The organism is Pseudomonas sp. RV120224-01b, from assembly GCF_003208145.1.
GTDB lineage: Bacteria > Pseudomonadota > Gammaproteobacteria > Pseudomonadales > Pseudomonadaceae > Aquipseudomonas > Aquipseudomonas monteilii.
This window is the reverse complement of sequence record NZ_QKMQ01000021.1, coordinates 40,475-54,285: the sequence shown is the minus strand read 5'-3', so window position 1 is coordinate 54,285 and position 13,811 is coordinate 40,475. Positions and strand designations below refer to the sequence as shown.

13 protein-coding genes are annotated in these 13,811 nt (G+C 60.8%); 9 read left to right on the top strand and 4 right to left on the bottom strand.

Features of this window, described 5'->3' with window-relative positions; genetic code table 11:
- Nucleotides 1-66 precede the first annotated feature (66 nt).
- Nucleotides 67-750: a tellurite resistance TerB family protein gene (locus N436_RS25125; RefSeq protein WP_110742222.1), complete on the bottom strand. Its 684-nt coding sequence runs from the start codon at nt 748-750 to the stop codon at nt 67-69.
- A 216-nt stretch (nt 751-966) separates the two neighbouring features.
- Here N436_RS25125 and ydcS point away from each other — a divergent pair, with 216 nt between their 5' ends.
- The 5 genes from ydcS (at nt 967) to N436_RS25100 (ending at nt 6,450) form a co-directional block, all read left to right on the top strand.
- The gene (ydcS, locus tag N436_RS25120; protein WP_016712983.1) at nt 967-2,118 is read left to right on the top strand and encodes a putative ABC transporter substrate-binding protein YdcS; all 1,152 of its coding nucleotides are present in this window, start codon (nt 967-969) and stop codon (nt 2,116-2,118) included.
- 149 nt (nt 2,119-2,267) lie between these two features.
- Nucleotides 2,268-3,299 carry an ABC transporter ATP-binding protein gene (locus N436_RS25115; protein WP_110742221.1) on the top strand — a complete coding sequence of 344 codons (1,032 nt, stop codon included), beginning with the start codon at nt 2,268-2,270 and terminating at the stop codon, nt 3,297-3,299.
- 1 nt (nt 3,300) lies between these two features.
- On the top strand, nt 3,301-4,212 hold the full coding sequence (locus tag N436_RS25110; RefSeq protein WP_110742220.1) for an ABC transporter permease: 912 nt from the start codon (nt 3,301-3,303) through the stop codon (nt 4,210-4,212).
- A complete protein-coding gene (locus tag N436_RS25105) occupies nt 4,202-5,008 on the top strand; it encodes an ABC transporter permease (RefSeq protein ID WP_025337926.1) in 807 nt (268 codons plus the stop codon). Before N436_RS25110 ends, N436_RS25105 begins: the two co-directional genes overlap by 11 nt.
- A gap of 17 nt (nt 5,009-5,025) precedes the next feature.
- Nucleotides 5,026-6,450, top strand: a complete 1,425-nt coding sequence (locus tag N436_RS25100) for a gamma-aminobutyraldehyde dehydrogenase (protein ID WP_110742219.1) — start codon at nt 5,026-5,028, stop codon at nt 6,448-6,450.
- Nucleotides 6,451-6,900: 450 nt separating this feature from the next.
- Here the strand turns inward: N436_RS25100 and N436_RS25090 are convergent, their stop codons facing one another.
- Entirely contained in the window at nt 6,901-8,007 is a 1,107-nt protein-coding gene (locus tag N436_RS25090; RefSeq protein WP_060497383.1) for an NADH:flavin oxidoreductase/NADH oxidase, read from the bottom strand.
- 686 nt (nt 8,008-8,693) lie between these two features.
- On the opposite strand from N436_RS25090, the gene N436_RS25080 reads away from it, so the two are divergent.
- The 4 genes from N436_RS25080 (at nt 8,694) to N436_RS25065 (ending at nt 11,277) form a co-directional block, all read left to right on the top strand.
- Complete coding sequence (locus N436_RS25080) at nt 8,694-8,957, top strand: DUF3077 domain-containing protein (RefSeq protein WP_110742217.1); 264 nt, start codon at nt 8,694-8,696, stop codon at nt 8,955-8,957.
- A gap of 281 nt (nt 8,958-9,238) precedes the next feature.
- On the top strand, nt 9,239-9,832 hold the full coding sequence (locus N436_RS25075) for a 2OG-Fe(II) oxygenase (RefSeq protein WP_110742216.1): 594 nt from the start codon (nt 9,239-9,241) through the stop codon (nt 9,830-9,832).
- Nucleotides 9,829-10,692, top strand: a complete 864-nt coding sequence (locus tag N436_RS25070; protein WP_110742215.1) for a hypothetical protein — start codon at nt 9,829-9,831, stop codon at nt 10,690-10,692. Before N436_RS25075 ends, N436_RS25070 begins: the two co-directional genes overlap by 4 nt.
- 54 nt (nt 10,693-10,746) lie before the next feature.
- Nucleotides 10,747-11,277 (top strand): hypothetical protein, encoded by a 531-nt coding sequence (locus N436_RS25065; protein ID WP_177410897.1) that lies wholly within the window; start codon nt 10,747-10,749, stop codon nt 11,275-11,277.
- A gap of 149 nt (nt 11,278-11,426) precedes the next feature.
- On the opposite strand, the gene recJ is transcribed toward N436_RS25065, so the two are convergent.
- Nucleotides 11,427-13,136: a single-stranded-DNA-specific exonuclease RecJ gene (gene recJ, locus N436_RS25055; protein WP_110742213.1), complete on the bottom strand. Its 1,710-nt coding sequence runs from the start codon at nt 13,134-13,136 to the stop codon at nt 11,427-11,429.
- Nucleotides 13,137-13,144: 8 nt separating this feature from the next.
- Complete coding sequence (locus N436_RS25050; RefSeq protein WP_003252169.1) at nt 13,145-13,687, bottom strand: YaeQ family protein; 543 nt, start codon at nt 13,685-13,687, stop codon at nt 13,145-13,147.
- Nucleotides 13,688-13,811: the final 124 nt, after the last annotated feature.

The following is a 13,811-nucleotide window of genomic DNA, read 5'->3' as shown; positions in this document are numbered from 1 at the left end:
CTAACGCACAGCAGACCAAGTTTTTGTAGGAGCGGGCTTGCCGCTCCTACACACGTTAGGCGCCGACTATTGGCCGGCGGCGAGACGGGCCTGGCTTTCCAGCTCCTGGCGCAACGCCGGGTCCAGCCGTAGTTGGCGGGCCAGTTCGTCCAGGTAGGCACGCTCCATGAAGTTTTCCTGGTCGACCATCAACACGCTAGCCAGGTACATCTCGGCCGCCATCTCTGGCGTTTGCGCAGCGCGGGCCACTTCGGCCGGGTCCAGCGGTTTGTTCAGTTCGGCATGCAGCCAGTGCTGCAGTTCGCGGTCGCTGTCCAGGCGGGTGAATTCACCTTCGATCAGCGCCCGCTCGCGCTCGTCGATGTGGCCATCGGACTTGGCCGCCGCCACCAGCGCCCGCAGCACGGCCTGGCTGTGCTGCTCGGCCTGGGCAGGCGGCAGGCGGTCGACGGTTTGCGGTTCGGCTGCGGCCACCCGCTGGTTGGCCTGCCAGTTGCCGTAGGCTTTATAGGCCAGCACCCCCAGCGCGGCCAGGCCACCGTAGGTCAGGGCCTTGCCGCCGTACTTGCGGGCCTTCTTGCTACCCAGCAACAGGCCCAGTGCCCCGCCACCCAACAGGCCGCCACCGGCTCCGGACAACAGCCCGCCAAGCCCACCGGCAGCGCTGCCGGACTTGTTCGCGCCGCCCTGTTTTTCGAGCATCTGCTGGCCGGATTTGAGGAGTTGATCGAGCAAGCCCCGGGTGTTCATTCGCGTGTCTCCACGTAAGAAAATTCAATCGCCAGAGTAAGGCTTGGCGCAGTACACGCCATCGTGGATTTGCTTCGGGATGTTGCATTGGCTGGCAAAAAGCCAACTAGACTCGATATCGCCAATACCTCGCGCAACCGCACTACGCTTATAACAATTGCTTCACGGCTTGCTTGATGACTGCCCCGACCAAGATCTCCAAGAAGAGGGAACACCATGTCAGTGCACAAGACCGCATTGCTCGGCGCCATGACGGGCGCCGTGCTGGCCAGCGCCAGCCTGCAGGCTGCCGAACCGCCCAAGGCCCTGGGGCCTGGTGAGGGGCGCCTGGATATCGTCGCCTGGCCCGGCTACATCGAGCGCGGTGAAAGCGACAAAGCCTACGACTGGGTGACCGGTTTCGAGAAGGAAACCGGCTGCAAGGTCAGCGTGAAAACGGCCGCCACCTCGGACGAAATGGTCAGCCTGATGACCAAGGGCGGCTACGACCTGGTCACTGCCTCGGGCGATGCTTCGCTGCGGCTGATCGTGGGCAAGCGCGTGCAACCGATCAACACCGCACTGATCCCCAACTGGAAAAACCTCGACCCGCGCTTGCAGAACGGCGGCTGGTACGTGGTCGACAAGCAGGTTTATGGCACCCCGTACCAGTGGGGGCCGAACGTGCTGCTGTACAACACCAATACCTTCAAGCAGCCCCCCACCAGCTGGGGCGTGGTGTTCGAGCCGCAGAACCTGCCCGACGGCAAGCCGAACAAAGGCCGCGTGCAGGCCTACGACGGGCCGATCTACATCGCCGACGCGGCGCTGTACCTGAAATCGGCCAAGCCTGAGCTAGGCATCAAGGACCCGTACGAGCTGAACGAGGCACAGTACAAGGCCGTGCTGGAGCTGCTGCGCCAGCAGCAACCGCTGATCCACCGTTACTGGCATGACGCCACGGTACAGATGAGCGATGTGAAGAACGAAGGCGTGGTTGCCTCCAGCTCCTGGGGCTACATGGTCAATGGCCTGAAGGCCGAGAACCAGCCAGTGGCCTCGACCATTCCCAAGGAAGGCGCGACCGGCTGGGCCGACACCACCATGCTGCACAGCGAGGCCAAGCACCCCAACTGCGCCTACAAATGGATGGACTGGTCGCTGCAGCCGAAGGTGCAGGGTGACGTGGCGGCCTGGTTCGGCTCGTTGCCGGCGGTACCGGCAGCGTGTACCGGTAGCGAACTGCTGGGCGCCGAGGGGTGCAAGACCAACGGGTTCGACAACTTCGACAAGATCGCTTTCTGGAAAACCCCGCAGGCCCAGGGAGGCAAGTTCGTGCCTTATAGCCGCTGGACGCAGGATTACATTGCGATCATGGGTGGTCGCTGAGGTTGCCTGAATGCCTGTAACGGCCCTTTCGCGGGCACGCCCGCTCCCACAGGTACGGCACCGGTTTTGAAAGCTGTGCAGTACTTGTGGGAGCGGGCGTGCCCGCGAAGGGGCCGGCACAGGAGAACATTGATGTCCGGAGCCCACGCATGCCCCTAGCCGTCCAGTTCACCCAGGTTTCCCGCACCTTCGGCGAGGTCAAGGCTGTCGACCAGGTCAGCATCGACATCATCGATGGCGAGTTCTTCTCCATGCTCGGCCCTTCCGGCTCGGGCAAGACCACCTGCCTGCGCCTGATCGCCGGCTTTGAACAACCCACCAGCGGCTCGATCCGTATCCACGGTGTCGAGGCTGCTGGCGTGCCGCCCTACCAGCGTGACGTCAACACCGTGTTCCAGGACTACGCCCTGTTCCCGCACATGAACGTGCTGGACAACATCGCCTACGGCCTGAAGGTAAAGGGCGTGGCCAAGGCCGAGCGCCACAGCCGCGCCGAAGAAGCCCTGGCCATGGTGGCCCTGGCCGGCTATGGCGCACGCAAGCCGGCGCAGCTGTCCGGCGGCCAGCGCCAGCGCGTGGCTTTGGCCCGGGCACTGGTCAACCGGCCGCGGGTGCTGCTACTGGACGAGCCGCTGGGCGCGCTGGACCTGAAGCTACGCGAACAGATGCAGGGCGAGCTGAAAAAGCTGCAGCGCCAATTGGGCATCACCTTCATCTTCGTCACCCACGACCAGACCGAAGCGCTGTCGATGTCCGACCGGGTTGCGGTGTTCAACCGCGGCCGCATCGAACAGGTCGACACACCGCGCAACCTGTACATGAAGCCTGCCACCACGTTTGTTGCCGAGTTCGTCGGCACCTCCAACGTGGTGCGTGGCGAGCTGGCCATGGCGCTTAACGGCAGCTCGGCGCCCTTCTCCATCCGCCCCGAGCACATCCGCCTGGGCGACCCGGTGGTGACCAGCCACGAGGTGCAGGTCAACGGCGTGCTGCGCGATGTTCAGTACCAAGGCAGCGCCACGCGCTATGAGTTGCAACTGGACAACGGCCAGCTGCTGGCAGTCAGCCAGGCCAACGACCGCTGGCAAGCACAGGCCCAGGCCTGGCAGCCCGGGCAACAGGTACTGGCGCACTGGCCCCGCGAGGCCATGACGGTGCTGCTGGAAACCGAGGCCCGCTGACATGAGTGCACTGCGTAGCCTGTCCAACCTGCTGTACCGGCGCCCCAACCTGTACCTGGCACTGCTGCTGGTACCGCCGCTGACCTGGTTTGGCGCGATCTACCTGGGCTCGTTGCTGAACCTGCTGTGGCAGGGCTTCTATACCTTCGACGACTTCACCATGGCGGTAACCCCGGACCTCACCCTGGGCAACTTTGCCGCGCTGTTCAACCCGTCGAACTTCGACATCATCCTGCGCACCCTGGGCATGGCCGTGGCCGTGTCGTTGGCCAGCGCGGTGCTGGCCTTCCCCATCGCCTACTACATGGCGCGCTACACCAGCGGCAAGACCAAGGCGTTTTTCTACATCGCGGTGATGATGCCGATGTGGGCCAGCTACATCGTCAAGACCTATGCCTGGACCCTGCTGCTGGCCAAGGGCGGTGTGGCGCAGTGGTTTGTCCAGCAGCTGCACCTGGACGGGCTGCTGCAAGCGGTGCTGACCGTGCCGGGTGTGGGTGGCAGCACGCTGTCGACGTCGCACCTGGGTCGCTTCATGGTGTTTGTGTACATCTGGCTGCCGTTCATGATCCTGCCGATCCAGGCCTCGCTGGAGCGCCTGCCGCCGTCACTGCTGCAAGCCTCGGCAGACCTCGGCGCACGGCCTGGGCAAACCTTCGTCCAGGTGATCTTGCCACTTTCGATTCCGGGCATTGCAGCCGGCTCGATCTTCACGTTCTCGCTCACCCTGGGCGACTTCATCGTGCCGCAACTGGTCGGCCCGCCCGGCTATTTCATCGGCAGCATGGTCTATGCCCAGCAAGGGGCGATCGGCAACATGCCGATGGCCGCCGCGTTCACCCTGGTGCCGATCGTGCTGATTGCGGTGTACCTGTCCATCGTCAAGCGCCTGGGGGCCTTCGATGCACTCTGAAAAAGCATCAACGGGGCTGCGCCTGGCGGCCTGGGGCGGGTTGCTGTTTTTGCATTTTCCGATCCTGATCATCTTCCTGTACGCGTTCAACACCGAAGACGCGGCATTCAGCTTCCCGCCCAAGGGCTTTACCCTGAAGTGGTTCGCCGTGGCCTTCGCCCGGCCCGATGTGCTGGAGGCGATCAAGCTGTCGCTGCAGGTGGCCTGCCTGGCCACACTGATCGCCCTGGTGCTCGGCACCTTGGCCTCGGCGGCGCTGTACCGGCGCAGCTTTTTCGGCAAGGAAAGCATTTCGCTGATGCTCATCCTGCCCATCGCCCTGCCCGGCATCATCACCGGCATCGCCCTGCTCTCGGCGTTCAAGACGCTGGGCATAGAGCCCGGTGTATTCACCATCGTGGTCGGCCACGCCACGTTCTGCGTGGTCATCGTCTACAACAACGTGATCGCCCGCCTGCGGCGCACCTCGCAAAGCCTGATCGAAGCCTCGATGGACCTGGGCGCCGATGGCTGGCAAACCTTCCGCTACATCATCCTGCCCAACCTCGGCTCGGCGCTGCTGGCCGGTGGCATGCTGGCCTTTGCCCTGTCGTTCGATGAAATCATCGTCACCACCTTCACCGCCGGCCACGAGCGCACACTGCCGATCTGGCTGCTCAACCAGCTCAGCCGCCCGCGCGACGTGCCGGTGACCAACGTGGTCGCCATGCTGGTGATGCTGGTGACCATGCTGCCGATCCTTGGCGCCTATTACCTGACCCGTGGCGGCGAAAGCGTTGCGGGCAGTGGCAAATGACCCTGGAGGAGTCCCCGATGCAAACGCAGATGCTGATCAATGGCCGGCTGGTCGCTGGCGAAGGCCCAGCCTGGACCGTACTGAACCCGGCGCTGGGCACTGCCCTGGCGCAGATCAACGAAGCCACCGAAGCCCAGGTGGACAGCGCCGTGCGCGCCGCCGACCAGGCCTTCGACAGCTGGTCGCAAACCAGCCCCAAGGACCGCTCGCAAGCCTTGCTGGCGCTGGCGGATGCCATCGAAGCCCATGGCGATGAACTGGCCCGGCTTGAATCGCAGAACTGCGGCAAGCCGCTGAGTGCCGCGTTGAATGACGAAATCCCGGCCATTGCCGACGTGTTCCGCTATTTTGCCGGTGCCGCGCGCTGCCTGGGCGGTTCGGCGGCCGGCGAGTACCTGCCGGGCCACACCTCGATGATCCGCCGCGACCCGCTGGGCGTGGTGGCTTCGATTGCCCCGTGGAACTACCCGTTGATGATGCTGGCCTGGAAGATCGCCCCCGCTCTGGCCGCTGGCAACACCGTGGTAATCAAGCCATCCGAATTGACCCCGCTGACCGCCCTGCGCCTGGGTGAACTGTCTCAGGACCTGCTGCCACCGGGCGTACTGAACATCCTGTTCGGCCGCGGCCAGACGGTCGGCAACCCACTGGTCAATCACCCCAAGGTGCGCATGGTGTCGCTGACCGGCTCGATCCCTACCGGCGCGCACATCATCAGCGCCACCGCCGACAGCGTGAAACGCATGCACATGGAACTGGGCGGCAAGGCCCCGGTGCTGGTGTTCGACGATGCCGACATCGACGCTGCCGTCGATGGCATCCGCACCTTCGGCTTCTACAACGCCGGCCAGGACTGCACCGCCGCCTGCCGCCTGTATGTGCAGGACGGGATCTACGAGCGCTTTGTCGAGCGCCTGGGTGAAGCCGTCGCGAGCCTCAAACCTGGCCTGCAAGATGCCGAGGACACCGAGCTGGGGCCACTGATCAGTGCCCAGCACCGCGACAAGGTGGCCGGCCTGGTGCAGCGCGCCATCGCCCAGCCGCACATTCGCCTGGTAACGGGGGGCAAGGTGATCGATGGCGAGGGTTTCTTCTTCGAGCCGACGGTGCTGGCCGATGCCCAGCAGGATGACGAGATCGTGCGCAACGAAGTGTTCGGCCCGGTGGTGTCGGTCACCCGCTTCGCCGACGAAGCGCAGGCGCTGGCATGGGCCAACGACTCCAACTACGGCCTGGCCTCATCGGTATGGACCCGCGACACCGGCCGCGCCCATCGCCTGGCGGCGCGCCTGCAGTATGGCTGCACCTGGGTGAACACCCACTTCATGCTGGTGAGCGAAATGCCCCATGGCGGGCAGAAGCATTCGGGGTACGGGAAGGATATGTCGATGTATGGGCTGGAGGATTACACCTGTGTGCGGCATGTGATGATCAAGCACTGAATGTAGTGCCTGGATTGGGGCCTGCACCTCAATCCAGGAGCATTCCTACAATCAGCTCGGCCCATTCCTAACGCCTTGTCCTCTATCTTGCCGTCATCAAAAATCAGATGAGCAAAAGGCCAATTATCATGGAGTATCGAGGACAAAGAGCAAAGGTGAAATACAGCAAGGAAGACCGCTTGTGGGTCGGTAACCTTTGCACAACTCGCGATATCGTCGGGTTTCACGCTCGGTCGCGCAGGATGTTGCCTGCCGCATTCAAAGAGGCGGTGGATGACTATCTGGAAGCAGCCAATAGAACAGGAGTAAGTATCAACTCCTGATTTTTCGCGGCCACTGTGGGAGCGGGTTCACCCGCGAACACCAGCAAAGCCGGTGCCATACACCGAGTCGCCTTCTTCGCGGGTGAACCCGCTCCCACAGGGTACGCGCTGTATCAACAGGCTTGGATCAGTCGCGCAGATCCGACTCGTGAATCGGGTTGGCCCGGCTGGTCGCACGTTGGTACTGCGCGGGCCAGGTAGCTTTGTTACCGCCTAGGTCATCATCGGCATGCAGCGGCCAGTACGGGTCGCGCAGCAGTTCGCGGGCGAGGAAGATGATGTCGGCCTGGCCGGTCCGCAAAATGTGCTCGGCCTGGGCCGGTTCGGTGATCATGCCCACGGTGCCGGTGGCGATTTCCGATTCCTTGCGCACGCGTTCGGCGAAGCGCGTCTGGTAGCCGGGGCCGGTGGGGATCTCGGCGTTTACCGAAGTGCCGCCGGAAGATACGTCGATCAGGTCGACACCCAAGCCGCGCAGTCGGCGGGCCAGTTCGACGGTTTCATCGGGGTTCCAGCCGTCTTCGACCCAATCGGTTGCCGATACCCGCACCAACAGCGGCAATTCGGCCGGCCAGATCTTGCGCACGGCCTCGACCACCTGCAGGGTCAGGCGGATGCGGTTCTCGAAGCAGCTGCCGTACTCGTCGCGGCGCTGGTTACTCAACGGGGACAGGAACTGATGCAACAGGTAGCCATGGGCGGCGTGGATTTCGACCACCTTGAAACCGGCCTTCAAGGCGCGCTCGGTCGAGGCGACGAAGGCAGCGATCACACCCTGGATTTCATCGTGGTTCAATTCACGTGGCGGCGTGTGTTGTGGGTCAAACGCGATCTTCGATGGCCCTACGGGCTGCCAGCCACCGTCTTCGAGCTTCACGCTGCCCTGCTTGCCCAGCCATGGGCGATAGGTACTGGCCTTGCGCCCGGCGTGGGCCAGCTGGATGCCAGGCACGGCACCTTGGGCGGTAATGAAGCGGGTAATACGTTGCAGCGGGGCGATCTGTGCGTCGTCCCACAGACCAAGGTCTTCGGCGGTGATGCGGCCATCGGCGGTTACCGCCACGGCTTCAGTGATAACCAGGCCCGCACCACCCACGGCGCGGCTGCCCAAATGAACAAGGTGCCAGTCGTTGGCCAGGCCATCGACGGCGGAATACTGGCACATCGGTGACACAGCGATGCGGTTGGGCAGGGTCAGCTGACGCAGGGTGTAAGGCTCGAGCAGCAGGCTCATGAGGGCACCTCCCAAGGACTCCAATGGTGATCCGGCCCGGACACTCAATTGCACGTCCCTGGCCCAGGTCCGGTCATAACTTCAGACTAGACCAGAATGGGTGGGGGGTAGGTTCCATGGGATTTGGTATAGGTTGGACGGCACTGCTTTTGCCGACTCCATGTCTGATCAGATTTTCAGATGTTCCCTACGCCCCAGATCTGGTGGCACCCAACCTGAGGAAATACCCTACAAGTCCTGTCGACTCGCGTCTGATTGTTACTGGAATCCTGAATCTTTAGCCTTTGCAGGTCGCTGGCATTCAGCGTCCGGGCGTGGAATCCCGATCAATTACCGAGTAGCTGTCGTCATGGCAGTTGTGCGCGGAAGGTCACAAGCCTACCGGGTTTACTCGTAGCCTGGATTCCACACCGCGTACAACTGCCACCCTTCGTGTGGAATCGAAGAAGCAGTCAATCAGTAACCCTACGAGTGATTGATATGAAAATGACAGCCCCTGATCCACCCCAGTCTTTCGATCTCCCCGTGGCCCAACCTGTTTAGAGGTTGGCTTTGCTGGCCTCTTCGCGGGCACGCCCGCGCCCACGGTTATTGCGCAGAACTTGAAGCTAACGCTGTACATGTGGGAGCGGGCGTGTCCGCGAAGAGGCCTGCCCAGGCCCTAGAGATTACAGAAAGGCAGAACAATGACTACAGAAGACACCCAATTCACCGTCGGTAAAACCACATTCTTCCAAGGTGAAAAACAGACCCAGCCCCTGTTCCGCATCGAAGCAGGCATTCCCTGCCGAGACGCCCGTGATCAGGCATCCGAGTTGATGGGCTACGTACGCGAACTGACCATCGTCGGCCTGATGGATGAGAAACCCATGATGATCTGGGCTGCGCACTACCTGAGTGCGATGGCCAAGGCGTTGATGGATGATGCCGAGTTAGGTATGTCGCGTTGAGGTCGACATCACTGTTACTCGGCTAAGGGCCAGTAATTACTCCATACATGAATGGGTCACATCCTCCATGTATACCTTCTTGCCCCGGCACGCCGGGGCAACGGAATATTTCCCACAGTCAATTGCCTCAAGAGCCACATCTGCTTCGGAAATTCTTTTCAATCAGAAACTCTCATATCTTATCGAACCTAGGATACCAAGCGGTTAATGTCTCCTTGCACCAGCCACCATTACCTGGCTAACAGCCTTCAAGGCATTGTACAAGATTTGAGACATAGCCAATGCAAAGACAATTCGCTTCAAGTGACATAAGCATTCTAGACAATGCCATTACACTTGATGAACAAGCCAAACTTATCAACGCGTTCTCACGCACCCTTTGGCGATATGACTGGCCAGTAAATTCTACGCCCTTCGCTCGCCCCTGCTGGCATTTCTTCATTGCAGGAAGCAAGCGTGAATCACTGGAATGTTGTGAGCACGAACTGGCTGCAAACGAGCGCTGGGGATTCCTCATCAACATCTGGAAACGTCTATGTGCTGAGCACATGAAAAACTCCAGACTCATCGGCGTTTATGCAAACGGCCAGACCGCTGGGCAGGATAGCCCAATTCACCGAGACAACCTGCCAAGCGAGCCGGGGCATACCGCAGTCCTTTTCTGTAACGACTACTGGGCAACAACGTGGGGAGGTGAGCTTTTATTCTGCAATGACGCCAAGACGGACGTTATCGCCGCGGCGTTACCCAAGCCAAGACGTATCGCAATCTTCGACGGTCAAATGCCGCACCGAGCTAAATCACCAACCATAGACTGCGACCGTCTGCGCACCACCATTGCTTTCAAGACAATAAACAAGGATTTTAAAATATGACCAAACGGGTCGAGATATTCGTCGCCATGGTGGATAGGGTGGGGAGGCCTGGGTTCCAAGCAGGCGCAGCCGCCGCAGTTCACGATCAGTTCAACACTGACAAGCAGGGTTTCACACTTGTAGTACAGGGTGCCCAGACAACCAGCGCAATTGCTTCTGTACTGTCAGTTACGCAAATGACTGCAGGCGCAGTTCCGTTTATAAATATCGTTACCAACACTTTGGCGGGCACGGTAACCTTTCTGAAAATTGTTGCCGAATACCAACCTAACGACGAACCGAATATAGGGGACTACGTCAGCCTTGTAGGTAATGTAGCAGGCGTCGTTGCGGGTTTCGCAATACTAATAGCTGCACCTTGGGCCGCACTCACTTTCACCGCCATATCACTGGGAGCTAGCCTAATTGGAACTTACAATTCGGAACTGGCAGAAAAAATCCAAAGAACAATCACTCCTATAATCGACGCACTCATTAAACACGACATAACGAAGGAGACCGCAAATCCGATACTGGCGCCGAACCTGACAATAACAGACCCACAATCTATACATGAGCATTTTGGGGGACTAATACAAGTTATCACGTGGAACCCGGACACCTTGGAGATCAAACTGGACACCAGAACTTTAGAATCATTCACTATTGATCAGCCAATAATACAGCCGGGAGGCGTCAACCCACCTATTGCACCTCCTAACCCTCCTGCAAATGGAGGGGGAGCTTCGATAACAATAGGAATCGAAAGCATTAATGGGCAAGTACCGACAGGGCCAACCCCCTCGATCACCACTATAATAGGTGGAGGTCAAGACAAATATGCCTGTTGCTCCGCTCCGCAGCAAGATAAATACCGTTAAACAAATCGAGCCGAGAGATTCTTTCCGATGCTGACTTGGTCGTCGTGGCTCCAAATGATGCGTGCTTTGGATCCGGCTAAACGGGTAACATCCCTGTTATTCGTAGGCACTTTTTTTGCCTGTCTTGCACTCGCACACCTTACAGTGTGGAAAGAAGCACCAGAGCCTGTAACCGCTCCTTGGGTAAGCGTTAGAGCAGCGCTTGCATCTGCACCTGAAACCTGGGATTACGACAGGTCGCTTTACACTTTTCGTATTGCATACAAAGAGCCAAGCGGACAAGTCACCCAACGTCGGGTATACACACATAAAGCGCGTTATGACGCTGCCAACATCAACAAGAAGACACCGCTCTTTGCCGATATCGAAGATGCTTTGACTGGTCCTATTATCAGGCGGCTATCGACCGGAAGCGGAGTCCTGTACGAGCCAGCGCTCAAGGAGTATGTGATCGAAAAATACAACCGCGGTCTTTTGGAGGGCCTTGTGTTCTTTTCATTGCTGAGCCTGGTTTCATTCATCGCAGCAGGCGTAATGCACTGGCAAAACCGGAAGCGCAAAAGGCAATCTGAGATCAGCCAATAGCAATTGTATCTGGGGGAGCGGGCTTACCCGCGAAGCAGGCAACTTGATGGATGGCACCGGCTTTGCCGGTGTTCGCGGGCATGCCCGCTCCCACAGGGATCGCGCTTGGCTCACCGGCGATGGGCTGCAACGCAGCCCCGGAATTGGAGTCAGCGTGGCTCCATGTGGGCAATCATCAACTGCACACTTTCGTTGCCACGAAACTCGTTCACATCCAGCTTGTAGGCCAGCTCGACCCAGCGCACGGTCGGGTTCGGCCACACTTCGCGGTCGATGCCGAAGGCAATACCGTCCAGCCGCACCGAACCGCACTCGCTCTTGAGCACCACCTTCAGGTGCCGTTCGCCCACCACACGCTGCTCCACCAGCTGGAACACGCCATGGAACAGCGGCTCGGGGAAGTGCTGGCCCCAAGGGCCGGCGTGGCGCAGGGCCTTGGCCAGGTCGAGGTGGAACTCTTCCACGGCCAGGCTGCCATCGGACAGCAACCGGCCGGTGAGGTCTTCCTCACGCAACTGGCGCCGCACCTCTTCGTCGAATGCTTCGGCAAATGCGGGGAAATTGCCCTCGGGCAACGACAGCCCCGCAGCCATGGCGTGGCCGCCGAACTTGCTGATCAGCTCGGGGTGGCGGGCCGCTACGGCATCCAGCGCGTCGCGGATGTGGAACCCCGGCACCGAGCGCGCCGAACCTTTGAGCATGCCCTCGCCGGCATCGGCAAAAGCGATGGTCGGCCGGTGATAACGTTCTTTCAGGCGCGAAGCCAGAATACCGATCACGCCTTGGTGCCAATCTGCATCGAACAGGCACAGGCCGTAAGGCATGGACTCGACCGGCAGGTCCTTGAGCTGGGCCAGGGCTTCGCGCTGCATGCCCTGCTCGATGGATTTGCGGTCCTGGTTCAGGTCGTCCAGCTGCTGAGCCATGTCCTGGGCCAGGGCCGCGTCTTCGCACAGCAGGCACTCGATGCCCAGGCTCATGTCGTCCAGGCGCCCGGCAGCGTTCAAACGAGGGCCAAGGATGAAACCCAGGTCGGTCGAGGTGATGCGCCGGTGGTCACGGCGGGCCACTTCCAGAATGGCTTTCAGCCCTGGCCGAGCACGGCCGGCGCGAATACGCTCAAGGCCCTGGTGCACCAGGATGCGGTTGTTGGCATCCAGCGGCACCACATCGGCGACGCTGCCCAGCGCGACCAGGTCGAGCAGTTCGCCGATGTTCGGCTGCGGTTGCGTTTCGTAGCGCCCCAGGCTGCGCAAGCGGGCGCGCAGGGCCATCAGCACATAGAAGATCACCCCGACCCCGGCCAGCGCCTTGCTCGGGAACGTACAGCCCGGCTGGTTGGGGTTGATGATGGCGTCGGCGTCAGGCAGTTGCTGACCTGGCAGGTGATGGTCGGTGACCAGTACCTTGAGCCCGGCAGCCTTGGCAGCGGCCACACCCTCGACACTGGAAATGCCGTTGTCCACAGTAATCAGCAATTGCGGCTGGCGCTGCAGCGCCACCTCGACGATTTCCGGGGTCAGGCCGTAGCCGTATTCGAACCGGTTGGGCACCAGGTAATCGACATGGGACGCGCCCAGCAGGCGCAGGCCCAGCACCCCGACAGTGCTGGCGGTGGCACCATCGGCATCGAAGTCACCCACAATCAGGATGCGCTGGCGCTGGTCGAGGGCCTCGACCAGCAGGTCAACACCGGCCTCGATGCCCTTGAGCTGCTGATACGGCAGCAGACGCGCCAGGCTTTTGTCCAGCTCGGCCTCGCTTTGCACGCCACGCGCGGCGTACAGGCGGGTCAGCAGGGGAGGCAGGTTACCCAGGAATGGCAGGGTCGGCGGCAGGGGGCGAGGTTCGATACGCATGGGTTGCTTCAGCCACGCTCACCGAGCAGCCACTGCAGTTGCACTTCATGCTGGCCACGGTCGTCAGTCACGAACACCGTGCCTTCGCTGATCATCACGTCCCACTTGATGCTGCGCGGCATGTCGGTGGCCAGGGTTTCCAGCACTTCCTGTGGCACGGCAGCAATGCTCAGGTTCTTCAGGTTCTTGACCGCGCTCACCACTTTGCCTTCCCACACACGCAGGCTGCCGTAGGCCAGCAGGCTGGTGCGCTCGGTACGGCGCGAACACCAGGTCAGGCGGTCGGCATCGGGTTGGCCGACTTCGATCCAGTGCAGCACGCGGTCGTCCAGGCTCTTTTCCCACAGCGCCGGCTCATCGACATCCGACAGGCCACGGCCAAACGACAAGTTCTCGTTGTACCAAAGCGCATACGCCAACAAACGAACTGCCATGCGCTCCTCGGTTTCCGACGGGTGACGAGCGATGGTCTGCTTGACGCTTTCGTAGACGTTGCGATCAAGGTCGGTGAGATTCAATTCGAACTTGTAGGTGGTGGACGGCTGGGCCATGGTCGAGGGGCTTCGTGCAAAAGAAAAGTGGCACAGTCTAACCCATCCGCACCGTCCATGCGCCGCAGCAGTACCCGGCGAAACCGACGTGTGATAAAACCACGGCTCTGCCCAGCTGCCACGG